The organism is Escherichia sp. WS33 (genome assembly GCF_046486385.1).
Taxonomy (GTDB): Bacteria; Pseudomonadota; Gammaproteobacteria; order Enterobacterales; family Enterobacteriaceae; genus ECMA0423.
In genome coordinates this window covers 166783-193452 of the sequence record NZ_JBJQLJ010000006.1, presented here as the reverse complement: position 1 = coordinate 193452, position 26670 = coordinate 166783, and the positions used below count along the sequence as shown (strand labels likewise).

The window sequence follows — 26670 nt, the reverse complement described above, 5'->3', positions numbered from 1 at the left end:
TTATGTGTCGTCGCGGCTTCGAAATGGACTTTGCTGAACTGTTGCTGGAAGACTACAAAGCCTCCCTGAAATATCTCAGCGATCACCCGAAACTGCAGGGTATTGCCCAGCAGAACAGCTTTAAACACACCTGATAACATAACGTTGTAAAAACCGAATGCCCAGCCTTTAAAAAAACAGCTGGGCATTCGGTTGCTTATTAATCGCAATAATATATTGGCTGTCTATTCATCGTGTTGATAAGATATATGTTATATGAATGTTTATTAAATGTAGCGATTGCCTTTAATGTCACGAAAAGGGATTATTTGCTTGCTATTAATTTCACTGCGTTCTTAAACACGTTTTTGTATTATAAATCCAGTCATCCTGCCCGTAGAACATCACACATTATCATCCTGTTCTCCCGCTTCGTTTAAATTTATTTATCAATCAATTTGACTTAAGAGGGCGGCGTGCTACATTAATTAACAGTAATATGTTTATGTAATATTAAGTCAACTATGCAATCATTACATGGGAATTGTCTAATTGCGTACGCAAGACATAAATATATTCTCACCATGGTTAATGGTGAATATCGCTATTTTAATGGCGGTGACCTGGTTTTTGCGGATGCAAGCCAAATTCGAGTAGATAAGTGTGTTGAAAATTTTGTATTAGTATCAAGGGATACGCTTTCATTATTTCTGCCGATGCTCAAGGAGGAGGCATTAAATCTTCATGCACATAAAAAAATTTCTTCATTACTCGTTCATCACTGTAGCAGAGATATTCCTGTTTTTCAGGAAGTTGCGCAACTATCGCAGAATAAGAATCTTCGCTATGCAGAAATGCTACGTAAAAGAGCATTAATCTTTGCGTTGTTATCTGTTTTTCTTGAGGATGAGCACTTTATACCGCTGCTTTTGAACGTTTTGCAACCGAACATGCGAACACGAGTTTGTACGGTTATCAATAATAATATCGCCCATGAGTGGACACTAGCCCGAATCGCCAGCGAGCTGTTGATGAGTCCAAGCCTGTTAAAGAAAAAATTGCGCGAAGAAGAGACATCATATTCACAGTTGCTTACTGAGTGTAGAATGCAACGTGCTTTGCAACTTATTGTTATACATGGCTTTTCAATTAAGCGAGTCGCAGTGTCCTGTGGATATCACAGCGTGTCGTATTTCATTTACGTCTTTCGAAATTATTATGGGATGACGCCCACAGAGTATCAGGAGCGATCGGCGCAGGGATTGCCGAACCGTGACTCGGCGGCAAGTATTGTTGCGCAAGGAAATTTTTACGGCACTGACCGTTCTGCGGAAGGAATAAGATTATAGAATTTTACTCAGACATAAAAAAAACCCGGCATAGGGGACCGGGAAGAGGATAGTCTGCCGTCTCCAGACTAATAAACCGTTATAACACTCCCTGTTGGCACGGGAAACTTTGTGCTCTCAGTAAGTTAAATATAACTTTTACTGGAAATAAGATCAGCCATTTTTTTATAAACATAAGCTATACGCAGTGCGAAAATATATTCGTGCTGCATTTACTTATTATCAATTAACTGTTATGCAAAACTACTTTGTGGATAAATTTTGGTCCTACCAAATCTGGCAGTTTTTTCGCTAAGAAACAGTCTGGCAACATTTCATTAGTATACTGAAATTGAAATAATCGCAGTATGAAATATAAGGGATAATCATGACTCATGTCTGCTCGGTGATCCTCATTCGTCGTTCATTCGATATTTATCATGAACAGCATAAAATATCGCTGCATAACGAGAGTATCGTGCTGCTGGAGAAAAATTTGGCAGACGATTTTGCGTTTTGTTCACCGGATACGCGACGACTGGATATCGATGAGCTGACAGTTTGCCATTACTTACAAAATATTCGTCAGCTACCACGCAATTTAGGGTTACATAGCAAAGACCGTCTATTAATTAACCAGTCACCCCCCATGCCGCTGGTGACGGCGATTTTTGATAGCTTCAATGAATCCGGGGTAAATTCACCGATACTGAGCAATATGCTCTACCTTTCCTGTTTATCGATGTTTTCTCATAAGAAAGAACTGATCCCCTTACTTTTCAATAGCATCAGCACTGTTTCAGGAAAAGTTGAACGCCTTATTAGCTTTGATATCGCCAAACGTTGGTATCTGCGCGATATCGCGGAAAGAATGTATACCAGCGAGAGTCTCATCAAAAAAAAGTTGCAGGATGAAAATACCTGTTTCAGTAAAATATTACTCGCTTCCAGGATGTCGATGGCCAGACGATTACTCGAGTTACGTCAAATTCCTCTGCATACTATTGCAGAAAAATGTGGCTATAGCAGTACGTCGTACTTTATAAACACATTTCGACAATATTATGGTGTAACGCCACATCAGTTTGCGCAACATTCGCCAGGTACCTTTTCCTGACATATTTTGCATTTGAATATTGGTCAGGATCTCACACCTGCTTCATGTGAAACTCTTCCCTGATGATTTCTGCCGGGCTACCGGCTAGTTCTCTTTCGCAGTTTGCCAGGCGGTATAGGTATTTTCAGGAGGAAAAGACTCGGCATGTTTGGGATTATTAAGCTGACAATTCATACGATTACGGGAATGTGGGTCAGTATTGTGCTGTTCAAATTGATGACGAATGGCTGGAGTGGTTTCTACTTTCAGTGCTGTGTACTAAGCCTGGTATTCCTGACGGTTAGCTGGTTGTTGAGTGGTGAATGGTTAGCAGGAAAGAGTAAGGCTGAACCTTCACGTTCAACCTTACTCTCATTTACACGTTACGCTTTTTTAAAGCGGGCAAAGAGATGTTCCACTACAACGAAAAAGACCGGAACGAAGTAAATTGCCAGCACTGTTGCGGCAAACATCCCGCCCATCACGCCGGTACCTACCGCGTTTTGCGCGCCAGAACCGGCACCATGACTGATAACCAGCGGCAGCACGCCGAGAATAAAGGCCAGAGAGGTCATCAGGATTGGGCGTAAACGCATCCGCGCCGCTTCGATGATTGCCTCTATCGGCGTTTTCCCTTCTTTCTGCATCATCTCAACGGCAAATTCGACAATCAGGATGGCGTTCTTGGCGGAAAGCCCGATGGTGGTCAGCAAACCAACCTGGAAGTAGACGTCATTACTTAAGCCGCGCAGATCGGTGGCCAGTAATGCGCCAACGACGCCTAACGGAACAACCAACATCACCGAGAACGGAATTGACCAGCTCTCATAGAGTGCGGCGAGGGCGAGGAACACCACGACCAGTGAAATGGCATACAGTGCAGGAGCCTGGTTTGAGGATAACGCTTCCTGATACGACAGTCCGGTCCATGAGTAGCCGACGCCTGCCGGAAGTTTAGCGACCAGGTCTGCCATAAATTTCATAGCGTCACCGGTACTTTTCCCGGCCGCCGCTTCACCTAAAATCTCCATTGACGGGATGCCGTTGTAGCGTTCCAATCGCGGTGAACCATAGGTCCATTCGGTAGACGAGTAGGCAGAAAGCGGTGCCATCGTGCCAGAGGCGTTGCGTACATACCATTGGTTGATGTTATCCGGCAACATACGGAACGGCGTGCCTGCCTGGACATACACTTTTTTCACCCGCCCCTGGTTGAGGAAGTCGTTCACGTAGCTGCTGCCGAAGGCGGTGGAAATTGTCTGGTTGATATCAGACAGCGCCACACCCATTGCCTCAGCTTTCGCGGCGTTGACGTTCACTTTGAACATCGGCGTATCTTCCAGGCCGTTCGGGCGTACCCCGGTGACCTGGTCAGGCGATTGCGCTGCCAGTGATAACAGCTCGTTTCGTGCCTGGGTTAGTTTTTCGTGCCCCAGGTTACCGTTGTCCAGCAGTTCCATATCAAAACCTGACGCGGTACCCAGTTCAGCCACCGCGGGTAAGTTGAACGGGAAGACGACGGCTTTATTGATACTGCTTAACGCAATCATTGCCCGCTGAATGATCGCGGTAACCGAGTTTTCCTCACCGACACGTTCAGACCACGGCTTGAGACTGATAAACGCCAGGCCGTTGTTTTGCCCCTGGCCGCTGAAGCCAAAGCCGCCAACGGTAAACACCGACTGAACATTATCTTTCTCTTTTGTAAGATAATAATCCGTCACCTGTTGCAGCACTTTCGTGGTGTTAACCATGGTGGCACCGGAAGGTAACTGCGCGGTGGTCATAAATACCCCCTGATCCTCTTCTGGTAAGAAAGAGGTCGGTGTACGCAGGAACAGCACCGCCATCCCGGCGCAAATCAGCAGGTAGACCACCATGTAGCGACCGGTACAACGCAACAGCGAGCGGGTGCTATCGGTATAGTGCTGAGTTGATTTTTCAAACAGCGTGTTGAAGCGTGCGAACAGGGCGTTAGGTTTGTGACCGCCTTCCGGCGCGGCTTTCAGAATGGTGGCGCACAGGGCAGGGGTCAGGCTCATTGCCACAAATACTGAAAGCAGCATGGAGGAGATCAGCGTGATGGAGAACTGGCGGTAGATCTCCCCGGTTGCGCCGCTCATAAAGGCCATCGGCATAAACACTGCGGAAAGAACAACAGCAATACCGACCAGCGCACGTTGGATCTGCCCCATCGATTTATGCGTCGCTTCCTTCGGTGGTAGCTTATCTTCCGCAATGACACGCTCGACGTTCTCCACCACCACGATGGCGTCATCCACCAGTAACCCTATCGCCAGCACCATCCCGAACATAGTTAACGTGTTGATGGTGAAACCGACCGCCGACAAGATCGCAAACGTCCCGAGAATAACCACCGGTACGGCAATCGTCGGGATGATTGTGGCACGGAAATTCTGCAAAAACAGATACATGACCAGGAAGACGAGGATGATAGCCTCAACCAGTGTTTTAAAAACTTCCTGAATAGAAATTTCGATAAACGGCGTGGTGTCGTAAGGATAAACCGTCTTCAGACTTGCGGGGAAATAGGCTGATAAGCGGTTCAGCTCCTCTTTGACTGCCCGCGAGGTATCCAGGGCGTTTGCTCCGGTAGCCAGTTTGATGGCGATCCCGGCAGCAGGTTTGCCGTTATAGCGCGCCACGGTGGAATAATCTTCCGCTCCAAGTTCGACGCGGGCGACATCACGCAGCAGCACTTGCGAACCATCTTGCTGAACTTTCAACAGGATTTTGCCAAATTCTTCCGGCGTTTGCAGACGCGTCTGCACAATGATCGAGGCGTTTAGTTGCTGGTCTGCCGCCTGTGGCATGCCACCCAGTTGACCACCGGAAATCTGGTTGTTTTGCACCTTAATCTGGGAAATAACATCGGAAGGTACCAGATTGTATTTATTGAGTTTTTGCGGGTCCAGCCAGATACGCATGGCGTACTCGGAACCAAAGAGCTGTACGCTACCAACGCCCGCGGTACGGCTTAGCGGGTCTTTGATATTAGACGCTACATAGTCCGCGATATCGTACTGGTTGAGGCTGCCGTTATCAGAAATAAACGCCGCTACCATCAGAATATTACTGCTCGACTTATCAACGCTAATCCCCTGCTGCTGCACCGCTTCAGGTAATGAAGGCATAGCGAGTTGCAGTTTATTTTGCACCTGAACCTGTGCGATATCAGGAGATGTCCCAGTCTCGAAGGTCAGAGTGATAGAGGCATTACCCGCCGCATCACTGGTTGAAGACATGTACATCAGGCCATCAAGCCCATTCATATTTTGCTCAATCACCTGAGTGACCGAGTCTTCTACCGTTTGCGCATCGGCACCTGGATAGGTAGCGCTGACGGTAATGGTCGGTGGCGCAATCTGCGGATACTGCGCAACCGGTAAGTTCATGATCGCCAGACCACCTGCAAGCATCATAATAATGGCAAGTACCCAGGCAAAAACCGGGCGATCAATAAAATAGTTAGCCATGAAAGTCCCCTTAAGCCTGCAACGTTATTGTTTCGATTCGGTGCTGGCGTTTTCCTGGCTGGAGGAAATTGCTCGTGCTTTGATACCCGGACGAATGCGTTGCAAACCGGAAACGATCACCCGATCGCCAGCCTGCAAGCCAGAGGTGACAACCCACTGGTCGCCGATGGCTTTGCTGGCTTCAATTTCGCGTAGCTGCACAACATCGTCTTTATCCAGAATGAGCGCCGTTGCTTTACCCTGGGCGTTGTGGGTGACGCCTTCCTGCGGCACCAGTAATACATTCTGGCGGCTACCTTCATCCACTAATGCCGTGACGTACATGCCAGGCAGCAAGTCACCATTTGGGTTGGGGAAAATCGCCCGTAACGTCACGGAGCCCGTGGTTTCATCCACCGTCGGGTCGGAGAATTTCAGCGTGCCGGTCTGGCTGTAGCGTTTACCATTTTCCAGATTGAGCTGTACTGGCGTACTGCCCTGAACCTGTTTGATTTGCCCACTGGCGACCTCTTCTTTCATGCGTAAGAAATCCTGCACCGACTGCGTGAGATCGACATAAATCGGGTCCAGACGTTGTACGGTAACCAGCGAATCTGCCTGATTAGCGGTAACGAGTGCGCCGACGGTCACCGACGATTTCCCGCTGACGCCCGTAATCGGCGAGGTGACATTCGCGTATTGCAGATTGATCGTCGCCTGTTCAACAGCCGCTTTGGCGACGGTGACATTGGCTTCTGCTTCATTCAACTGGGTGCGCGCGGTGTCGTAATCCTGACGGCTAACGTAGTTGGTCTTCAGCAACGATGCCTGGCGGTTAAAGGTGATGCGGGCATTGCTGGCGGTAGAGAGCGCTTTCGCCAGCGAGCCTTTGGCGGAGTTTAGCTCGGCCTGTAAAGGTGCAGGATCAATCTGATACAGCGAATCGCCCTGGTTCACTTTATCGCCTTCGATAAAGTTGCGTTTAATGATAATACCGCCCACCTGGGGACGTATCTCGGCAACTTCATAAGGAACGGTTCTACCGGGCAATTCGCTCAACACATTGACCGAACCGGGGGAGAGTGTGACGACACCGACCTCAGGCGTCATGGCGGCGGCGTTTTCCGCCGATTTGTCATCGCAGGCGGTGAGCATCGCGCCGCAGAATAACAACGGTATTAACAGCTTTCTTCTTCTGTTCATTTTAGTCCCTGAAAATTCTTGAGAAATAACGGTTCTTTAAATTGCGCGCGAGGAGAGATATGAGGGATTTACAGACCAGCGGCATAGTGGGGTTGTCAGCCAGTAAGGTGGGATACAGGTATAGTGATCGACATGGTGAGGTCAACGACAAAAAAAATGTTGCCGTTCTGCCAACAGTTCCTGCCAGCATTCGGGCAACGAAGGGTTCTACTGGTGGATACACATACCAGGGGAATAAAGTCGTTTTAGCCTCTCCTTTAGTAATCACCGGGGGTAATGAAATCAGCATCTGCATCCCTCGTCATGCCAGCCATCAATTTCAGTTGCTTATGTCCTGACTAAAAATAAGATGTGATACCCAGGGTGACGATGTCGCTCATACGTCTTAGTTTCAGCTTGTACATAATGTTGAATTTCTGAATCTTTAATGTTTGTTGCGAAATATTGAGCGTCGACGTGATATTGCTTTCATTTTTATTTTTCAGAATCAGTTGCATAATTTTGAACTGATTATGTGAAAAACATAATTGTGAATTCTTATGGGGCAAGTGTTTACCATAAGTAATCTCAAGAAGATTTTTGATACTTTCTTTGCGGCTAACAAAATAAATAGGCGCTTTAGCTTTTAGTTTACTGATGTGATAAGGTGCCAAAACAATAATTCTCTCGGCATCTAATTTCTCCAGAAATTTAATCGCTTCTTCATCAAGGATATGATTGTGATAGGTATCAATGATAACCTTGAAGGGTTTATTGCCTACTTTTTTGATCTCTGACAGGGAATTGATTTTTATCATTTCGTGATTATCTTTCAACTGCCAAAAGCCCTGTAAAAGAAAAGAATCTTTCGTCATGAGAAAAATCATAACTTGCTCCTTAGCCGTTATCGTTTCGAACATGTCATCCTTTTCATTATTTACATCCTTGTCCGAATCGTTGTTCAATATAGTAAACGCCTATAAGAACTTTGCCCTTCGTGAACTAATACGTCTATTAACACTAATCAATACTTCAGATTTATCCATCACGCACTCCATATATTGATCCTAAGTAAGATTCCTGGTTGTTATCAGTTTGTAAACAGTAAACAAAAAGTTAACGTTTGCGGATTACTGCCCAAGAATAAGTTATCAATAACCAGTTTGTGATCTCTGAAGAATATTACTAAAGTTAAAATGTAATCCGATTTAAATATCGAGTCTCCTTGTTTCGACTTAAGCTGGCAATTGGATTGCCAGCTTTCTTTTAACGCATTGAAATTACCTGAGTAAATAACGCATTCATGTCTTCAGGTTTTTATATAGCGTCTGGAGACACGGATATTTATGCAATGTAATCAATGCCAGTTGCAAAAAAATGAACCCGGATTACTTATTTAACCGCCCATAGCATCAACGCTTACGGAACTCTTTGTTCACTTTCCCACTGCACTTTTAAAACATTAAACCTGACTACGGAAAATATCAGCCATGATAATGTTTGAAATGGCTAATTTGCCATGGAGTGAAAAAAATTAGATGAAATTCAGTAGGTTGAAATAATCACTAGCAGGTAATTATTTCAATGATAGTGCGCAATTGATCTACAACGCTGCGTAGCGGAGAGAGTATTAATCGGATCATAGTCACATCAAGTGACTATGATCCGGGTGACAACCGGGATAATTATTGCTGCTTAACGAACAAACTGGCGAAGCTGAACAGGCTGGCGGCGCTAAATATCAGTTCAATTCCCACCAGTGTGGAAACCAGCGTTACAGACACCATCGGCGTTGCACCAAGGAATATCCAGGCAATGACGATATCCAGCACACCAATAACGAGCTGTAGCCAGCTGCCTTTCATTGAACGCTGACGATACCAACTCATCAGGCGAATAACCCCTGCAACACAGAACAAACCGGCAATAAATGCCGCAATGGCAAAAATGCCCAGCTCCGGTGCGCGGATGAAGAAATAGCCGATCAATAAATAGGCGACTGCGACGAGGAAACCGGATAATACCGGCCAGAAATTATGACTGCGGTTGCTGAATAACCCGACAATAAGCGCAATGCCCGAGCAGATTAATAATGCACCCACTACTGTGCTTAAAATATCGCCAGAGACGAACGGGAAACTGATACACAGCAACCCGACGATAAACAACAGCACGGCAATAAACTGGATTGCTCTGCGATGTTTTTTAAGCATCTCCAGATCAAACTTCAAAATTGTTGCCTTATCTATATATAACATAGAACCACCCTATAAAATTAAGAAGAAAATCCCCTGCTATCAATCTATGCCAAAAACGCGTCTAAGAATGCAGTCGATTTAATAAAAATTTCCTAATTACAGTATCTGATGCATCTGTAACTCATTGTATTGAAATAAAAATATCTGATTTTGATATTTTCTATCAACATGACATATACAGAAAACCAGGTTATAACCTCAGTGTCGAAATTGATTCGTGACGGCTCTTTCACTTTATAGTTGAGGATATTACGATGAAAAAAGTATTAGGCGTTATTCTTGGTGGTCTGCTTCTTCTGCCAGTTGTAAGCAATGCAGCGGATGCGCAAAAAGCAGCTGATAACAAAAAACCGGTCAACTCCTGGACCTGTGAAGATTTCCTGGCTGTGGACGAATCCTTCCAGCCAACTGCAGTTGGTTTTGCTGAAGCGCTGAACAACAAAGATAAACCAGAAGATGCGGTTTTAGATGTTCAGGGTATTGCAACCGTAACCCCAGCTATCGTTCAGGCTTGTACTCAGGATAAACAAGCCAACTTTAAAGATAAAGTTAAAGGCGAATGGGACAAAATTAAGAAAGATATGTAATTCCGGGAATGCGTTACATCGTACTTCCTTGCATATTGAACAGGCCGGAATATCTTCTTTAAAAGCAGCTATTCCTCCTGTTCATATATAATCTCTATATTGAATGGGTTACAAAATGAATATTTCATCTCTCCGTAAAGCGTTTATTTTTATGGGCGCTGTAGCGGCTTTGTCACTGGTGAACGCACAATCTGCGCTGGCAGCCAATGAATCCGCTAAAGATATGACCTGCCAGGAATTTATTGATCTGAATCCAAAAGCAATGACCCCGGTTGCATGGTGGATGCTGCATGAAGAAACAGTATATAAAGGTGGCGATACCGTTACTTTAAATGAAACCGATCTCACTCAAATTCCTAAAGTGATCGAATACTGTAAGAAAAACCCGCAGAAAAATTTGTATACCTTCAAAAATCAAGCATCTAATGACTTGCCGAATTAATGAGGTACAAGTAAAAAGGAGTAGCAAGTTGAGCCATCTTGCTGCTCCTTTTTGCATTTTTATATGACAGCAGAATTTATTATACGTCTTATACTCGCGGCAATTGCCTGTGGCGCTATTGGCATGGAAAGGCAAATGCGCGGCAAAGGAGCAGGGTTACGCACACATGTATTAATTGGCATGGGAAGCGCCCTGTTTATGATTGTTTCGAAATATGGTTTTGCTGACGTGCTGTCTTTAGATCACGTCGGACTCGACCCCAGCCGTATTGCTGCTCAGGTGGTGACGGGCGTCGGGTTTATCGGTGCAGGTAACATTCTCGTTCGTAACCAAAATATTGTAGGTCTGACGACGGCAGCGGATATCTGGGTGACCGCCGCCATAGGTATGGTTATTGGCAGCGGTATGTACGAACTGGGTATTTATGGTTCAGTGATGACCTTGTTGGTGCTGGAAGTCTTCCATCAATTAACCTTCCGCCTGATGAACAAAAATTACCATTTACAGCTGACATTAGTGAACGGTAATACGGTATCAATGCTCGACTGGTTTAAGCAGCAAAAAATAAAAACGGATTTAGTTTCGTTGCAGGAAAATGAAGATCATGAAGTGGTCGCCATTGATATCCAGCTTCATGCCACAACGTCGATAGAAGACCTGTTGCGATTATTAAAAGGTATGGCAGGGGTGAAAGGCGTTTCAATTAGCTAATCTGTGTGGCAGCGTAGCCAGACTCACCGTAAGCCTGAAATTCACACCAGATAATCAATATGCTGATGGCGTACCAGCTCATTGATCCGCTTAAGATTGAGGATCATCATGATATTGTGTTTATGGCAGTAGAACGTTTTTAGCGATATTTTCAGTTTCTCCAGAATATCTTCCGTTGTCATTTGATTCGCAATGCAGCTCAGAACCTGATGTTGCTTGCGCGAAAGTGACACATTCGCTTCAGGCACAGAGCAGTAACTGCCATTGATGAGTGCGACAAAATCAATGATAGTGATAGTCCGCGGAACAAAGGTCACCGGTACTTTCCCCAGACAGCGTTTAATATTAAAGGGGGAGAAAATAATCACATGGACAGGTTTTAATCGTTCAATTTGAGTGAGAAAATTAGAATGAAATACATTATTCATTAATGTATCAATAATGACGAAGGCATTCTGATGCAACATTACGTCGATCTCTTCTTCGTTCTGTATATGAACGACATTACCTTTACTCAGAATGTTTTTCATCGCGGTGAAGAACATCGTATCCCTGGTAATTATAAGAAACATAACCGACTCCTGGTGCGGACATTAACTTTATAATCAGTTTGCCAAAGGTAATTAACAGGACAGGGCTTATAATAATAGTTAGCTTACTGTATATTAATTTTATGTAATACATGATGCAGATGCTGAGAAAGCATCTGCATCTTTCGGTGGTGTTATTTGACCAGCTCAGGTGTTACCTGACTCACCGCATTGGTGTAGTAAGGCGCACCCCAGCCCGGTTCCGGCCAGAATGCACCATAGCCGTAATCCCACAGGTTATAGGTGGTATTAACCACTTCTCTCAAATGCCACACCTGGATGCCCTGCATATTCACTTCCAGGAAGTTATACGGGACTTTATTGATAAAGCCTGGTTGTTCACCCTGAATGGTACCGAGGATGGTAACAAAGTGATTACGATAGTTCACTGGATCAAGGAAGCCGCTTTGTCTGGCGAGCAGTCGGCCCTGATAGTTGGCTTCAATATCAGGCTTCGCATAGCTATCCAACGGTAATACAGCGATTTCTAACAACGTATCCGTTTTGCCATTGATAACGTTGATAACCTTCCCACCAAAGCGCGCTTGTTGACCAACATATAACCCCGGCTGGTTATGAACAGCAACAAAACTTTTTTGAATATCAGGTTGGTTATTGCCTTTGATATTTTGCGGAATTGAACTACATGCGGCAAGCAAAAATGAAAGGCTGAGGATGAGTGCACCTTTTGTCATGTTCATGTTACTATCCTTATCAACAAATATTAAAACCATAATAGATATTTCTTTATAGTTTTCATCTGATTCTGAGGTGATATGCCTGATAGTAACGTAAACCTGTCTGATGTTTATATCCCTTCTGTTTAGTTCAATTCCGTTATTTTGGGGCGTGGTATGAGTATCCATCGCCCAATAATATAACCCTTTGTTTTAAAATTACATAAAATCTATTTTTATTCAATAATTATAAAGTGCTAATAATCAATATTATGGTATTATATTCTGATAATGATTTGATAAGCGAATTCTTTTGCCAGATGGTATTTCTATTTCCACCCCATAATTTATATCTTTTTCATTAGGAAGTGGCCTCTTTAAATAAGGCGTGTGTGACATTTTTTTGGGGTTAAGCGTCTCGTATTGAAATACTTCGAACTGATATTCAGACATTTCTGCCCATGTTTGAATTTTATTGTATCGAGAGAGTGTCGCAAAGGCTTTAACTTGCTTATAACATTGTTTTTGGAATTCTTGCTGATATGTTAATATGTCATTGTATGAAAGATTGGTTATCCTAGCCTCTAAAAATTTAATTATTGTCGAAGCAATTTCCGCTTTTGCTCGTAAAAAGTTGTCATTAATGGTTAATAATGTTGAAAATAAACCTTCGATTTGTTTGTCAAGATATTGTCCATCTTTATATAATTTGGGGGTAGGGTGTTCTTTATGTAAAAAATAGTGTCACCTAAATTTGCGTCAGTGAAATTTATATTAAGTAGATCTTCGAAATAAAACCTTGACAAGGTTAGAACGAACCCGGACAGGTTCTGTCCTGTCATATTGAAATCAATAAAGTTGGTTCCGGCAAAGACTTTCATCCTGTTTTTATTTTCACTGTGCTCAATATATAACTTCGTCATTTTTTGATACAGGCTTTGAATATCTTTTATATTAGTTGGTAAGTCAGCTCGTTGTTCAGCAATAAAATTAGTATCTGAAAACATGGTTTGGACACTGAATGTTATGGGTATTCCCTCTTCTACGCTAATTTTAGTTATGATTGCCTTGTCGGGTTTAGGATTAGCGACAACAATGATTCGACATTCAGCACTTTTGTTTTTTTTTTCATATCTAATGTTATGAATCTGATTAAGTATTGATTGTGTCTGTTGCGTAAGTGGTGTCGAACTTATCGTTTCAATGTTATTAATAAGACTTACAAGTTGAACCACAACTTTTGAGTAGTCTGCATTTGTATATGTGGTGTTCGTGTGGCATGCATTAATTTGTTGGAGTTGTTGTTGCGCTAAATCAAATTGTTCAGGGTTGTATCCTTCTCCAGAGAATGTGGAATTAATGGGTTGTTGTTCTTCCCAATTATCACAAGGCCACTTCGATGTGTCTGGCGTTTTAACATTATCGGTATTTGTTGTGCAGTTATAAATATCGCCGTGATATGTATTTATTATACCTGGGGTAAAGTCAATTGACATAACATTCCTTATTCATCATCTGTTTTATGCTAAGGTTTTTAAATTGGATAATTAGAACAGGAATGGATTTTCTTCTACACACAATAAATATAATGCGTTATATCTTCCTGATATAATTACCTTTAAATTCCCTTTCATTTCCACCCGGTAATATTTGTGTATAAAAAAAGGCAGTGATAGTATCGTAAAGGAAAACGTTAACAACTATCAAAAAGCGCTCATTTTAAAAAGTTATTTTGTTCTCCGATAGTGTGTGAAGTAATATTTTTGTGATGTTTTAGATGTGTAATAATGAACCAGGTTAAAGTGTATTTAAAAATGTGTTGTATTAGCGACTGAAATCTGCCTTTTAAAAAGGAGGAGGGTACTGAGACAAAGAGTCATTGCTTCTCCGATAAAATGTCAGAGAAGCATGATTACGTGGTTATTGTCTGTTGATGACTTGTTGACCGAGCCGTCATCATTCTCAATGCATTAGTTAAATCATTTGTGATTTTTAAGGATTATCCTGTCTATGATTTTCTACTTAGAAGGATATGGCACTAACTATGCATCTTATAGTTTACTGCTGGCATCTATTTAAAATAGCAATTGAGTCAAATAGCCCATCAAGATAGCCATACCTAATATAACCGTCAGGAATGCAGCTATCATCGGCATTCTGAACATTGATTTAAGTAATATCACTTCCGTCAGGCTTGCGCCGGCACTGCCGATGATTAATGCCATTAATGCTCCCAGACCCATTCCTTTTGTCATCAGAACAGATGCCAGAGGGATAACTGCCTCAGCCCGGATATACAGCGGAATACCGACAACGGCGCTTAATGGGATGGCGAAGGGATTATCTGCTCCTGCATGAGCGGCAATCCACGCTGAGGGAATAAAGCCATAAATAAAAGATCCTATTAATACTCCTAACAAAAGATATGGCAGTACATCTTTAAACTGTTGCAACGCATCTTTGGTGGCTAGTTTTATGGGATTAATACTTACTACAGCTTTGGTACTGCAACAGGTAACTACGGGGTTCTCAATGGCTTTAGCCGCTGGACTACAACAACTCACTTTTATGGGCGTATATGTCGTTCCCGGCGAAGTTTTTGCTGGAGCACAACAATTTGCTGATGAGCTTTTACTGGCAATGATATGACGTTCAAACCCCAGAGAATCCAGGATAATACTGGCAAGAACGGAGACGCCGGCTGCGATAATCGCGTACAACAAGGTGACTTTCCAACCAAAGGTCATCCACATTAGTCCGACGATAATGGGATTAAGTAATGGTGAAACAAATAAAAAAGTGAGAGTCGGACCAAACCCGGCTTTCGCTGACAACAATCCACGTAACATGGGTATTGTCGAGCAACTACAGAACGGGGTAACGGCTCCCAACAGAGCAGCCAGGAGATAGCCTCTCCCTTTTCTGGCCCCCATCATCTGCTGGATTTTATGGTCTGGCACCTTTTGTCTTATCAGGCTGACACCGGCACTAATCACTATAAACAGCAACGAAAGCTCGACGGCGAGAAACACAAACATCTCTGCGGCATCTTGCAGCATCGCAAGCCAACTACTCATACGTAACCTCATTGGATAAATCTATATTTCCAGAATAATCGAAATGAAATTCAGATCAAGATATTTCTGGTATTATCGAAATATCAACCAGACAGAGGGGTGTCATATGCAGTTGGAAGAAGTCGCTAAAGCGCTGAAAGAGCTAGGTCACCCGACCCGTTTGTTCATATTTAAACATCTTGTCAAAGCCGGGGAACAAGGGTTGCCGGTCGGTGAGTTGCAAAAGCAGCTTGGGATACCTGGCTCCACACTCAGCCACCATATATCAGCACTGGTATCGGTAGGACTGGTCAAACAAAACCGTGAGAGTCGGACGCTGATGTGTGTTTCGCAATACGCAATGCTGGAAGCGATAATTGAATTCTTACGCGAGGAGTGCTGCGTAAATAGCAAAATTGCCTGATGCGCTACGCTCTACATATTTCATGCCATATATTGAATTTGCACGGTTTTGTAGGTCGGATAAGACGCGTTAGCGTCGCATCCGACATAAACAAAGCGCACTTTACCAACTATGGGCAGTGGATATCGCCGCTTTATTTCAACCGCTTACCCGCTTCATCAACCACTTTCTCGCCATCTTCCTTGGAGAATGCGCCTTTTTGCGCATCTGGCAGAATTTCCAGCACCACTTCTGAAGGGCGGCACAGGCGAGTTCCCAGCGGCGTCACCACAATCGGGCGATTAATCAGAATCGGGTGCTGAAGCATAAAGTCGATTAACCGATCGTCAGTAAATTTATCTTCTGCAAGGCCCAGTTCCTCATACGGCTCGACGTTTTTACGCAACAGCGCGCGTACGGAAATCCCCATATCGGCAATGAGTTTGACCAGCTCATCGCGCGTTGGCGGTGTTTCCAGATAATAGATAATGGTCGGTTCTGTACCGCTGTTGCGGATCATCTCCAGCGTATTACGCGACGTACCGCAGGCCGGGTTGTGATAAATGGTAATGTTGCTCATATCAATATCTCATTACAAAGTGAAAGAGAGACGTAGCGCCAGCGCAGCCAGCGTCACAAAAAGCACCGGCAGGGTCATGATAATCCCTGTACGGAAGTAATATCCCCAGCTGATAGTCATATTCTTCTGCGAAAGTACGTGCAGCCAGAGTAGCGTAGCCAGGCTACCAATTGGGGTAATTTTCGGTCCCAAATCGCAGCCAATCACATTGGCATAAACCATCGCTTCTTTGATAACGCCAGATGCCGTGCTGCCATCAATGGACAACGCGCCAACCAGTACCGTCGGCATATTGTTCATAATAGAAGAGAGGAAGGCGGTGAGGAATCCGGTGCCGAGCGTCGCGGCCCACAGGCCGTTATCCGCCAGCACGTTGAGTACGCCAGAAAGATATTCCGTTAATCCGGCATTGCGCAGGCCATAAACCACCAGATACATGCCGAGCGAGAAGATGACAATCTGCCAGGGGGCACCGCGCAGGACTTTACCCGTATTAATCGCATGACCGCGTTTAGCGACGACAAATAATATCAGCGCGCCCACAGCTGCAATGGCGCTCACCGGAATGCCGAGCGGTTCCAGGACGAAAAATCCCACCAGCAGAAGCAGTAAAACAACCCAGCCAGTTTTGAACGTAGCAGGATCTTTGATCGCTTCTGCGGGAGATTTCAGCAGCGCCATATCGTAGTTCTGCGGAATATCTTTGCGAAAATAGAGATGTAACATCACCAGCGTGGCAACAATCGCGGCGATATCCACCGGCACCATCACCGAGGCGTATTCGCGAAAGCCGAGGCCAAAGAAATCAGCGGAAACGATATTCACCAGGTTGGAGACAATAAGCGGCAGGCTGGCGGTATCGGCAATGAATCCGGCCGCCATCACGAACGCCAGCGTAGTGCCTTTACTGAACCCTAAAGCCAGCAGCATGGCGATGACAATCGGTGTCAAAATAAGCGCCGCGCCATCATTGGCAAACAGGGCGGCAACGGCAGCACCGAGCAGGACAATCCAGGTAAACAGCAAGCGACCACGACCATTACCCCAGCGTGAGACGTGCAGCGCCGCCCATTCAAAAAAGCCGGACTCATCCAGCAGCAGGCTGATGATAATGACGGCGATAAACGCAGCCGTCGCGTTCCAGACGATATTCCACACCACCGGAATATCACCCGGATGGACCACGCCCGTAACTAACGCCAGTACTGCGCCGAGCGTTGCACTCCAGCCGATGCCTAAACCTTTCGGCTGCCAGATAACCAATACGATGGTCAGGACAAAGATAGCGCCTGCCAGTAACATAATGCCTCCCGGATAAAACACATCTGAAAATTCATATGTGTTTAGCTAAATTTTTAACTGCAAATGTTCTTACTGTCCCCGGAACAGTTTTGTCGAGCCAGGTTGCGGACAATCGCCTGAACCTTTTCCTGTTCACATCGCCAGGCCTCATCAATAATTTTCGCCGCCCATGCTGGAATATGCGGTGATAAGCGGTAATGAACCCACTTACCTTGCTTGCGGTCCAGCAACAGCCCGCTTTCACGCAGCAATGCCAGGTGGCGGGAGATCTTGGGCTGCGACTGGTCGAGAGCAGTGCAGAGATCGCAGACGCATAACTCTCCCAGTTCGCTGAGCAGTAAAACGATGCCCAGACGGGTTTCATCAGCAAGAATTTTGAACAATTGGATGGGTAACAGAAATGACATATTGCGCTCCTGATTGTTGCAGGTAGTGTCTCTCTTCGAAGCGGATAAGTCAAAAACATATATGACTTAACGAATGTGTAAGTGCAGAGGAAGGTAATAGGTGTGAATTTTGAGTTGGCTATTCATTTGAAAGGAGGTCTGAATCAGGACGTAAAAAAACCGACTTTGCGTCGGTTTTTTACTTTCCAGCCCTGAGTTGGTGGCTCTGGCTGGAGTGAGAGAGTTCTTATCTAACAGCTCAATACTATTAGCCAGTGGCTAACATTGCAAGAATTAGCGATTTCTTCAGCTGGCGGAGGGGGCACTTCGGTATATATCGCAATGACGATTTATATACTTTCACTGGGTCATCGTCATATTAAGCCTTGTCCGAATCCGGATGTAAAAAAACCGACTTTGCGTCGGTTTTTTACTTTCCAGCCCTGAGTTGGTGGCACTGGCTGGAGTGAGAATGCCATTATCTAACGCATCAATGCTAATACCATACTGAAACTATTGCAAGGACATGCTGGTTTTATAACCTGAATGTACTGTATGATTATCCAGTTAGCTCTGAGGCATTTTCACTCTGGTAATGCGCATAAACGCTTTCAAAGTCCTGGTCAGAAGTACGGGTGGTGCCGTTAACTGATGCTCTGGCCGGAGTGAGAATGCCATTATCTAACAATAGGGCATGCGCCGTGACAGGCAGTGGATGAGTAAGCGGATGCATTCTCACTCCATCGCATGGAGAAAACGGGTGATTGATAAAGCAATCATCGTTCTTGGGGCGTTAATTGCGCTGCTGGAACTGATCCGCTTTCTGCTTCAGCTTCTGAACTGATAGCGGAAACGTAATTAAGGGCTAAGAGCACACTACTCTTAGCCCTTTAACATTTAACGCATTGTCACGAACTCTTCTGCCGCCGTTGGGTGAATGGCGACGGTATTGTCGAAGTCTTTTTTGGTTGCACCCATCTTCAGCGCCACCGCGAAGCCCTGCAACATTTCGTCCATACCAAAGCCAATGCCGTGAATACCGACAATCTTCTCTTCCGATCCAACGCACACCAGCTTCATGCGGCACGGCTGGCGGTGAGTGGTGACGGCGGTATACATCGCGGTGAAAGAGGATTTATACACTTTCACCTGATCGTCGCCATACTGCTCGCGCGCCTGCGGTTCCGTTAAACCAACAGTACCAATCGGCGGATGGCTGAAGACCACGGTCGGAATGTTGCTGTAATCCAGATGCTCATCCGGCTTGTTATTAAACAGGCGTTCAGAGAGACGGCGACCCGCTGCAACTGCCACCGGTGTCAGCTCCACTGCACCCGTGTTATCGCCCACCGCGTAAATACCTTCAATATTGGTGTTTTGATATTTATCGACGACGATATAGCCTTTTTCGTTAGTTTTAACGCCAGCGGCTTCCAGGTTGATGTTGTCATTGGCAGGCTCGCGACCAATCGCCCAAATCAGGCAATCCACCGTTTCACTGCGACCATCTTCCAGCTCCAGCGTCAGGCTACCATCGGCATTTTTCACTACCGCTTTCGGGATGGCGTTGGTGTGCAGCTGCGGGCCTTCGGCGTTCATCACTTCGACCAGCGTTTCGGAAATCATCGGGTCGAAGCTGCGCAGCGGCGCATGTTTACGCACAAACAGATGCGTTTTCGCGCCGAGGCCGTTAATCACGCCCGCCAGCTCAACGGCGATGTAACCCGCGCCAACAACCGCCACGCGCTCTGGCAAAGCAGGAAGGGCGAAGAAGCCATCAGAATCAATACCGTATTCCACGCCCGGAATATCCGGGTGGCTCGGACGACCGCCTGTGGCGATCAGAATATGATCGGCCGTGATGGTTTCGCCGTTTACCTCCAGCGTTTTGGCATCAACGAAGCGGGCAAAGCCTTTGATTACATCAACGTTATTTTTACCGAGCACGTTTTCATAGGAAGTATGAATACGGTCGATATAGGCGGTACGGCTGGCGATCAACGTTTCCCAGTTGAATTTATTGATAGTGGTATCAAAACCATAATCCGGGCCGTACATATGGATCGCTTCACGGATTTGCGCCGCGTGCCACATCACTTTTTTCGGCACACAGCCAACATTTACGCAGGTGCCGCCCAGCTCTTTGGCTTCAATCAGCGCACATTTCTGGCCGTACATAGCCGCGCGGTTGATGGAGGCGATACCGCCGCTGCCGCCGCCGATGGCGATGTAATCATAGTGTTTAGTCATGACAAAGTGTCCTTATCGTTGATTACCGCGATTGTAGCGCGAGACGTAATAGGTGCCAGCAATGGCTGCAATTACTCCGGCACGATCCAGCTTACGGTGGCGTGCCCGGTGCCTGCCGGAACCAGTTTGCTGTGCAGCCACGGCAGCACGTTATTCATCTGCTGTTCCAGTTTCCACGGCGGGTTAATCACAATCATGCCGGAAGCGGTCATGCCACGGCGATCGCTGTCTGGCAGTACCGCCAGTTCAATTTGCAGAATTTTGCGAATACCGGTCGCTTCCAGATCGTGGATCATGCGCTTAATTTGCTGACGCAGCACCACCGGATACCACAGTGCGTAAGTACCAGTGGCGAAACGTTTGTAACCTTCTGCTATCCCGCTGACCACCGCCTGATAGTCGGTTTTCATTTCATACGGCGGGTCGATAAGGATTAAACCACGGCGGGAAACCGGCGGCAGTTTGGCCTTAAGCTGCTGGAAACCATCGGCTTTTTCGACGCGCGCACGGCTGTCTTTCTGAAATTCAGAACGCAGCAACGGGTAATCGCTCGGGTGCAGTTCGGTCAGTTGCAGGCTGTCTTGTTCGCGCAGTAGCTGGCGAGCAATCAATGGCGAACCGGGGTAGTAACGCAACTGACCGCTACGGTTGAAGTGTTTTACCACATTGATGTACGCCTCCAGTTCTGCGGGCAAATCGTCCTGCTGCCAGATACGGGCGATGCCTTCGAGATATTCGCCGGTACGCTCGGCATGTTCGCTGCCTAACTGATAACGCCCGGCCCCTGCGTGGGTGTCGAGATAGAGAAACGGTTTATCTTTCTCTTTCAGCGACTCGATGATCAGGCTCTGAACGGTATGTTTAAGGACGTCGGCGTGGTTGCCAGCGTGAAAGCTGTGGCGATAACTGAGCATGGGTAAAGGTGTTCCGGTAAGTAAAAATCGGCCCGTATTCGGGGCGCACAAAAGCGTATCAGGACAGTATACCGAAAAGAGGCCGCCGCCGCGAAAGCGTAACGTTTCTCATTGAAATTCACTACACTTAACCCCATGCTACACACATTATGTAAAGCGCCTGTTGAGCGCTTCCTTAACCTCTTTAACCAGGACTGCGCGAATGACGAATCCGTTACTGACTCCCTTTGAATTGCCTCCGTTTTCTAAAATTCTCCCGGAACATGTCGTTCCAGCCGTGACTAAGGCGCTGAACGACTGCCGCGAAAATGTGGAGCGCGTAGTAGCGCAAGGAGCACCGTACACCTGGGAAAATCTCTGCCAGCCGTTGGCGGAAGTGGACGATGTGCTGGGGCGTATCTTCTCCCCGGTCAGCCACCTGAACTCGGTGAAAAATAGCCCGGAACTGCGTGAAGCGTACGAACAAACCCTGCCGCTGCTGTCGGAATACAGCACCTGGGTAGGGCAACATGAAGGGCTGTATAAAGCGTATCGCGACCTGCGCGATGGCGATCATTACGCCACGCTGAACACGGCTCAGAAAAAAGCGGTTGATAACGCACTGCGCGACTTCGAACTCTCTGGCATCGGTCTGCCAATAGAGAAACAACAACGCTACGGTGAGATTGCCACTCGTCTTTCCGAGCTGGGCAACCAGTACAGCAACAACGTCCTCGATGCGACGATGGGCTGGACCAAACTCGTTACCGACGAAGCGGAGCTGGCGGGGATGCCTGAAAGCGCGCTGGCTGCGGCAAAAGCCCAGGCCGAAGCGAAAGAGCTGGAAGGCTACCTGCTGACGCTGGATATCCCAAGCTACCTGCCGGTAATGACCTACTGCGACAACCAGGCCTTGCGTGAAGAGATGTATCGCGCTTACAGCACCCGCGCCTCCGATCAAGGCCCGAACGCCGGTAAATGGGATAACAGCAAGGTGATGGAAGAGATCCTCGCTCTGCGTCACGAACTGGCGCAACTGCTGGGCTTTGAAAACTACGCCTTTAAATCCCTTGCCACTAAAATGGCAGAAAACCCGCAGCAGGTGCTGGATTTCTTAACCGATCTGGCAAAACGCGCGCGTCCGCAAGGCGAAAAAGAGCTGGCACAACTGCGCGCCTTCGCCAAAGCGGAATTTGGCGTCGATGAGTTGCAGCCGTGGGATATCGCGTACTACAGCGAAAAACAAAAACAGCACCTCTACAGCATCAGCGACGAGCAGCTGCGTCCGTACTTCCCAGAAAACAAAGCGGTTAACGGCCTGTTTGAAGTGGTGAAACGTATTTACGGCATCACCGCTAAAGAGCGTAAAGATGTTGATGTCTGGCATCCGGATGTACGTTTCTTCGAACTGTATGACGAAAATAACGAACTGCGCGGCAGCTTCTACCTCGATCTGTATGCCCGTGAAAACAAGCGCGGCGGGGCGTGGATGGATGACTGCGTAGGCCAGATGCGTAAAGCTGATGGTTCGCTGCAAAAACCGGTCGCGTATTTGACTTGTAACTTCAACCGCCCGGTAAATGGTAAACCGGCGCTGTTCACTCACGACGAAGTGATCACCCTGTTCCACGAGTTCGGTCACGGCCTGCACCATATGCTGACCCGCATCGAAACCGCTGGTGTTTCCGGTATCAGCGGTGTGCCGTGGGATGCGGTCGAACTGCCGAGTCAGTTTATGGAAAACTGGTGCTGGGAGCCGGAGGCGCTGGCGTTTATCTCCGGTCACTACGAAACCGGCGAACCGCTGCCGAAAGAGTTGCTGGATAAAATGCTGGCGGCGAAGAACTACCAGGCGGCGCTGTTTATTCTGCGCCAGCTGGAGTTCGGCCTGTTCGATTTCCGCCTCCATGCCGAGTTCCGCCCGGATCAGGGAGCGAAAATCCTCGAAACTCTGGCAGAAATCAAGAAACTGGTTGCCGTAGTACCGTCTCCATCCTGGGGCCGTTTCCCGCACGCTTTCAGCCATATTTTCGCCGGTGGTTATGCCGCAGGTTACTACAGCTACCTGTGGGCTGACGTACTGGCGGCAGATGCTTTCTCGCGCTTTGAGGAAGAGGGCATTTTCAACCGTGAAACCGGGCAGTCGTTCCTCGACAACATTCTGAGCCGTGGCGGTTCAGAAGAGCCGATGGATCTGTTCAAACGCTTCCGTGGTCGTGAACCGCAGCTGGATGCGATGCTGGAGCATTACGGCATTAAGGGCTGATCATTCAGTGAAAATCTGCTTAATTGATGAAACAGGCACCGGAGACGGTGCCTTATCTGTTCTGGCGGTCCGCTGGGGGCTGGAGCACGATGAAGACAACCTGATGGCGCTGGTGTTAACGCCGGAACATCTGGAATTGCGCAAGCGTGATGAGCCAAAACTTGGCGGCATCTTTGTTGATTTTGTTGGCGGAGCGATGGCGCACCGACGCAAATTCGGCGGTGGTCGCGGTGAGGCGGTGGCGAAAGCGGTGGGCATTAAAGGCGATTATTTGCCGGATGTGGTGGATGCCACCGCAGGGCTGGGGCGCGATGCCTTTGTGCTGGCTTCAGTCGGCTGCCGCGTGCGGATGCTGGAGCGTAATCCAGTCGTTGCCGCATTGCTCGACGACGGCCTGGCGCGTGGTTATGCGGATGCGGAAATCGGCGGCTGGTTGCAGGAGCGGTTGCAGTTAATTCACGCCTCCAGCCTGACGGCGCTGACTGATATTACCCCGCGCCCGCAGGTGGTTTATCTCGACCCGATGTTCCCGCATAAGCAGAAAAGCGCGCTAGTGAAAAAAGAGATGCGTGTCTTTCAGTCGCTGGTGGGACCGGATCTTGATGCCGATGGATTACTGGAGCCTGCACGCTTGCTGGCGACCAAACGCGTGGTGGTAAAGCGCCCGGACTACGCGCCACCGCTGGCGAATGTCGCCACGCCAAACGCGGTAGTCACTAAAGGGCATAGGTTTGATATTTATGCAGGTACGCCAGTGTAAAAGTAAACCAGGGTAGCGATAACGCTACCCTGCTTTCTGCAAGAATAATTAATGGCTTTCCGGCGTCGCAATCATGCGTTTCAGCCACGGCACCATCAACAGCATCACTACTGCAACGCCCAGTGTGACCAGACCAATCTTACCAAACACGTTGGTATAGACGGGCAACGTCTCAAGCGGATCGGTAATGTTGTCCGGCACCGCGGTAAATGTTGCCACATAGCCGCCCAGCAAGAACGCGGCAGCCTGCGTCAGGAACCACATCCCGAGAATAAAGCCCATCAAATGCTGCGGCACCAGGGCAGCAATCATCGCCAGGCCAAGGGCGCTAATAAACAGTTCACCTAAGCTCTGGAATAAGTACACCAGCACGATAAACCATGGCGATGTCAGCCCCTGGGCATCCGCAAACCACATTCCCGCAGCTGCAGCCGTCAAAAAGCCCAGAGAGCACATAAACATGCCGAGAGTAAATTTCATCGGCATCGAGAGGTCTTTGCCTTTGTTACCCAGATGCGTGTAAATGCCTGCCAGTATTGGGCTGGCGAGTACCACCCAGAACGGGTTAAGCGCCTGGAAGCTGACCGGGTTGATGGAAAAACCGAGAATTTCATGATGCACGTTGTTGATGGCAAAGAAGTTCAGCGATGTTGGCATCTGGGCGTAGAGAATGTAAAACACCACCGCTTCGAGCATCAGGACAAAGGCGACAAACATTTTATTGCGCCCGGTTTTATCCAGCTTGAATGCCTGACGAAAGAAGATGATGGTGACGACGATGGAGAGAACAATCAGCACCAGATTGGCGACTTCTACGTTGTGCATCAGCCATGCACATACGAAGATCATCACCACGCTGCCAAGTAATACGTACAACAGTTTGCTGAAGCTCATCGGCTTGAAGTCGGGTTCAGAACCAATGTCTTTCACCATTCCACGACAGGCGATGTAAACCAGTAATGCGATAATTAACCCCGCCCCGCACAGGTTGTAGGTGACTGAATAACCGAATCTATCAGCGATCACAGGGGCCAGCGATAACGCTATCAACGAGCCGATATTGATCGACATATAGAACAGGGTGAATGCGCCATCAAGCCGCGGATCTTTCGGCGGATAGCACTTCGAAAGCAAGCTGGCTGGGTTAGCTTTAAACAGGCCGTTACCGACAGCGATAGTCCCCAGGGCGATGAAAATCAGGTCAGGCTTAAGTAGCGACATGCCGGTCATGAAGTAGCCAATCGCCAGCACAAGTGCTCCGAGAACAATGGTGCGTTTGGTCCCCAGCAGGTGGTCGCCGACATAGCCGCCAATGGAAATGAGGCCATAGACCAGCGCAGCAAAAGCACCAAAAGTGACAAAAGCCTGCTCTTGCGAGAATCCAAGCTGTTTAACGAAGAAAACCGCCAGTACGCCCTGCACGCCGTAGTAGCCGAATCGCTCCCATAACTCGACAAAAAAGATCATGAAAAATGGGCGAGGTTGCTGCAGCATCCCCATGGGTGTTGTTGTATTCATATTTATTAACCTTCCAATACCATCCTGAAAAGTATGAACGCGTAAGGGATAACGCGCGAAAAAGTTTACATCTGTCAGAGATTCTTAATATTGATGCGGTGAATAGATTAATACACTATTACAACAGAAAATAACCAGCTGATCACACTAATGATGGAAAATATGATGGTGTTAAATGTTGTATTGGCAGGAGATTTTGATTGCGTACGCAGATCGTAGGCCAGATAAGGGGTTTACGCTGCATCAGGTAACAAGGCGCGCCAAAAAGCAAAACGCCCGCATATGCGGGCGTTCAGGAACACGTCGTGGAGGGATGATTATTCTTCTTCGTCGCGCAGCGGAACAATCAGCATATCAACGTGAACGGTGTTGATCAGCTGACGTGCGGAAGACATCAGTTTGCTCCAGAAGTCCTGGTGGTGACCACAAACCACCAGATCCATATCGTATTTCTTGATTGCATCGACCAGAACCTGGCCCAGGTCGCCGCTGCCGCTCAGGGTTTCAGTGATTGGGTAGCCTGCATTAGTGGAAAGCTCGGTCAGCGCATGATGTGTCTCTTCAGAGATGCGTTTCTGCATATCACCCAGATTCACATCAATAAGCCCGGTGTATAGGTCAGAGTAGTTTACATCTACGTGGATCAGAGAAACTTTCGCATTGTAGGGGCGAGCCATAGAGACTGCTTTCTCTACCAGAACTTTGCTTTCCGGGGAGAGATCGACTGCGATGAGAATGTGTTTATAAGCCATAGTGTTACTCCTTCCATAAAGTTGTCGATGACTGGCCAGCTAGCGTTTCTTGTGCCGTTACGTCACCCGCGTCCTGCGAACTACGTGCGCGGGGCTAACCCAGCCGTAAAGATTCAGTGTTAAGACCATCCTTACCTTATAGCGACCCGGATGATCCGTCAATCCGCCTTGCTTACCC

26 protein-coding genes and 1 pseudogene are annotated in these 26670 nt (G+C 47.1%); 12 read left to right on the top strand and 15 right to left on the bottom strand.

Features of this window, described 5'->3' with window-relative positions; genetic code table 11:
• The 3 genes from ACJHXA_RS07705 to gadW form a co-directional block, all read left to right on the top strand.
• The coding region (locus ACJHXA_RS07705) for a hypothetical protein (RefSeq protein WP_000336835.1) at positions 1-134 on the top strand (134 nt) is incomplete at its 5' end.
• A gap of 369 nt (positions 135-503) precedes the next feature.
• Complete coding sequence (gene gadX / locus ACJHXA_RS07700) at positions 504-1328, top strand: acid resistance transcriptional activator GadX (protein WP_001191068.1); 825 nt, start codon at positions 504-506, stop codon at positions 1326-1328.
• A 367-nt stretch (positions 1329-1695) separates the two neighbouring features.
• Entirely contained in the window at positions 1696-2424 is a 729-nt protein-coding gene (gene gadW / locus ACJHXA_RS07695) for an acid resistance transcriptional activator GadW (protein ID WP_000149991.1), read from the top strand.
• A 362-nt stretch (positions 2425-2786) separates the two neighbouring features.
• Here gadW and mdtF read toward each other — a convergent pair whose 3' ends face one another.
• Positions 2787-5900 carry a multidrug efflux pump RND permease MdtF gene (mdtF, locus tag ACJHXA_RS07690; RefSeq protein WP_000024892.1) on the bottom strand — a complete coding sequence of 1038 codons (3114 nt, stop codon included), beginning with the start codon at positions 5898-5900 and terminating at the stop codon, positions 2787-2789.
• Between the two features lie 24 nt (positions 5901-5924).
• A complete protein-coding gene (gene mdtE, locus ACJHXA_RS07685) occupies positions 5925-7034 on the bottom strand; it encodes a multidrug transporter subunit MdtE (protein ID WP_001340474.1) in 1110 nt (369 codons plus the stop codon).
• A gap of 107 nt (positions 7035-7141) precedes the next feature.
• Between mdtE and ACJHXA_RS07680 the strand changes: the two genes are divergently transcribed.
• Positions 7142-7420, top strand: coding sequence for a hypothetical protein (locus ACJHXA_RS07680; RefSeq protein ID WP_001205333.1), 279 nt, complete (start codon positions 7142-7144; stop codon positions 7418-7420).
• Here ACJHXA_RS07680 and gadE read toward each other — a convergent pair whose 3' ends face one another.
• Positions 7421-7948 (bottom strand): acid resistance transcriptional activator GadE, encoded by a 528-nt coding sequence (gene gadE / locus ACJHXA_RS07675; protein WP_000576690.1) that lies wholly within the window; start codon positions 7946-7948, stop codon positions 7421-7423.
• A gap of 798 nt (positions 7949-8746) precedes the next feature.
• Positions 8747-9319 (bottom strand): acid-resistance protein HdeD, encoded by a 573-nt coding sequence (gene hdeD / locus ACJHXA_RS07670; protein WP_000965672.1) that lies wholly within the window; start codon positions 9317-9319, stop codon positions 8747-8749.
• Positions 9320-9573: 254 nt separating this feature from the next.
• Here hdeD and hdeA point away from each other — a divergent pair, with 254 nt between their 5' ends.
• From hdeA to ACJHXA_RS07655, 3 genes are all read left to right on the top strand, one after another.
• Entirely contained in the window at positions 9574-9906 is a 333-nt protein-coding gene (gene hdeA, locus ACJHXA_RS07665; RefSeq protein ID WP_000756550.1) for an acid-activated periplasmic chaperone HdeA, read from the top strand.
• A gap of 115 nt (positions 9907-10021) precedes the next feature.
• Positions 10022-10348, top strand: coding sequence for an acid-activated periplasmic chaperone HdeB (gene hdeB, locus ACJHXA_RS07660; RefSeq protein WP_001298717.1), 327 nt, complete (start codon positions 10022-10024; stop codon positions 10346-10348).
• Positions 10349-10411: 63 nt separating this feature from the next.
• Positions 10412-11059 carry an MgtC/SapB family protein gene (locus ACJHXA_RS07655; RefSeq protein ID WP_001296814.1) on the top strand — a complete coding sequence of 216 codons (648 nt, stop codon included), beginning with the start codon at positions 10412-10414 and terminating at the stop codon, positions 11057-11059.
• A 41-nt stretch (positions 11060-11100) separates the two neighbouring features.
• On the opposite strand, the gene ACJHXA_RS07650 is transcribed toward ACJHXA_RS07655, so the two are convergent.
• The 4 genes and pseudogenes from ACJHXA_RS07650 to ACJHXA_RS07635 all read right to left on the bottom strand — a co-directional run bounded on the left by ACJHXA_RS07650 (position 11101) and on the right by ACJHXA_RS07635 (position 15403).
• Positions 11101-11631, bottom strand: a complete 531-nt coding sequence (locus ACJHXA_RS07650) for a helix-turn-helix transcriptional regulator (protein WP_000478621.1) — start codon at positions 11629-11631, stop codon at positions 11101-11103.
• Between the two features lie 152 nt (positions 11632-11783).
• Positions 11784-12350: an outer membrane lipoprotein Slp gene (gene slp, locus ACJHXA_RS07645; protein WP_001057453.1), complete on the bottom strand. Its 567-nt coding sequence runs from the start codon at positions 12348-12350 to the stop codon at positions 11784-11786.
• A gap of 353 nt (positions 12351-12703) precedes the next feature.
• A pseudogene (locus tag ACJHXA_RS07640) lies at positions 12704-13822 on the bottom strand (hypothetical protein).
• A 579-nt stretch (positions 13823-14401) separates the two neighbouring features.
• Positions 14402-15403 carry a permease gene (locus tag ACJHXA_RS07635; protein WP_000100276.1) on the bottom strand — a complete coding sequence of 334 codons (1002 nt, stop codon included), beginning with the start codon at positions 15401-15403 and terminating at the stop codon, positions 14402-14404.
• Positions 15404-15509: 106 nt separating this feature from the next.
• On the opposite strand from ACJHXA_RS07635, the gene ACJHXA_RS07630 reads away from it, so the two are divergent.
• Positions 15510-15806 (top strand): ArsR/SmtB family transcription factor, encoded by a 297-nt coding sequence (locus ACJHXA_RS07630; protein ID WP_001175589.1) that lies wholly within the window; start codon positions 15510-15512, stop codon positions 15804-15806.
• Positions 15807-15939: 133 nt separating this feature from the next.
• Here the strand turns inward: ACJHXA_RS07630 and arsC are convergent, their stop codons facing one another.
• From arsC to arsR, 3 genes are read right to left on the bottom strand one after another with little or no spacing between them, the layout of a single operon-like run.
• Positions 15940-16365 carry a glutaredoxin-dependent arsenate reductase gene (gene arsC / locus ACJHXA_RS07625; RefSeq protein ID WP_000065786.1) on the bottom strand — a complete coding sequence of 142 codons (426 nt, stop codon included), beginning with the start codon at positions 16363-16365 and terminating at the stop codon, positions 15940-15942.
• Between the two features lie 12 nt (positions 16366-16377).
• Positions 16378-17667 carry an arsenite/antimonite:H(+) antiporter ArsB gene (gene arsB / locus ACJHXA_RS07620; RefSeq protein ID WP_000922639.1) on the bottom strand — a complete coding sequence of 430 codons (1290 nt, stop codon included), beginning with the start codon at positions 17665-17667 and terminating at the stop codon, positions 16378-16380.
• A gap of 53 nt (positions 17668-17720) precedes the next feature.
• The gene (gene arsR, locus ACJHXA_RS07615; RefSeq protein ID WP_000008957.1) at positions 17721-18074 is read right to left on the bottom strand and encodes an As(III)-sensing metalloregulatory transcriptional repressor ArsR; all 354 of its coding nucleotides are present in this window, start codon (positions 18072-18074) and stop codon (positions 17721-17723) included.
• A gap of 739 nt (positions 18075-18813) precedes the next feature.
• On the opposite strand from arsR, the gene dinQ reads away from it, so the two are divergent.
• Positions 18814-18897 (top strand): damage-inducible type I toxin DinQ, encoded by an 84-nt coding sequence (dinQ, locus tag ACJHXA_RS07610; RefSeq protein ID WP_001295215.1) that lies wholly within the window; start codon positions 18814-18816, stop codon positions 18895-18897.
• 53 nt (positions 18898-18950) lie between these two features.
• Here dinQ and gorA read toward each other — a convergent pair whose 3' ends face one another.
• Both gorA and rlmJ read right to left on the bottom strand, forming a co-directional pair.
• Complete coding sequence (gorA, locus tag ACJHXA_RS07605; protein WP_000160808.1) at positions 18951-20303, bottom strand: glutathione-disulfide reductase; 1353 nt, start codon at positions 20301-20303, stop codon at positions 18951-18953.
• A gap of 71 nt (positions 20304-20374) precedes the next feature.
• Positions 20375-21217, bottom strand: a complete 843-nt coding sequence (gene rlmJ / locus ACJHXA_RS07600) for a 23S rRNA (adenine(2030)-N(6))-methyltransferase (protein ID WP_000954225.1) — start codon at positions 21215-21217, stop codon at positions 20375-20377.
• 202 nt (positions 21218-21419) lie between these two features.
• Here rlmJ and prlC point away from each other — a divergent pair, with 202 nt between their 5' ends.
• Together prlC and rsmJ are read left to right on the top strand one after the other, a co-directional pair.
• Positions 21420-23462 carry an oligopeptidase A gene (prlC, locus tag ACJHXA_RS07595; protein WP_001295214.1) on the top strand — a complete coding sequence of 681 codons (2043 nt, stop codon included), beginning with the start codon at positions 21420-21422 and terminating at the stop codon, positions 23460-23462.
• A 7-nt stretch (positions 23463-23469) separates the two neighbouring features.
• Entirely contained in the window at positions 23470-24222 is a 753-nt protein-coding gene (rsmJ, locus tag ACJHXA_RS07590) for a 16S rRNA (guanine(1516)-N(2))-methyltransferase RsmJ (RefSeq protein ID WP_000686627.1), read from the top strand.
• Between the two features lie 48 nt (positions 24223-24270).
• On the opposite strand, the gene dtpB is transcribed toward rsmJ, so the two are convergent.
• Entirely contained in the window at positions 24271-25740 is a 1470-nt protein-coding gene (gene dtpB / locus ACJHXA_RS07585; RefSeq protein WP_001098647.1) for a dipeptide/tripeptide permease DtpB, read from the bottom strand.
• Positions 25741-25905: 165 nt separating this feature from the next.
• Between dtpB and ACJHXA_RS07580 the strand changes: the two genes are divergently transcribed.
• Positions 25906-25959 (top strand): hypothetical protein, encoded by a 54-nt coding sequence (locus tag ACJHXA_RS07580; protein ID WP_212591402.1) that lies wholly within the window; start codon positions 25906-25908, stop codon positions 25957-25959.
• 98 nt (positions 25960-26057) lie between these two features.
• Here ACJHXA_RS07580 and uspA read toward each other — a convergent pair whose 3' ends face one another.
• A complete protein-coding gene (uspA, locus tag ACJHXA_RS07575; protein ID WP_000323571.1) occupies positions 26058-26492 on the bottom strand; it encodes a universal stress protein UspA in 435 nt (144 codons plus the stop codon).
• Positions 26493-26670: the final 178 nt, after the last annotated feature.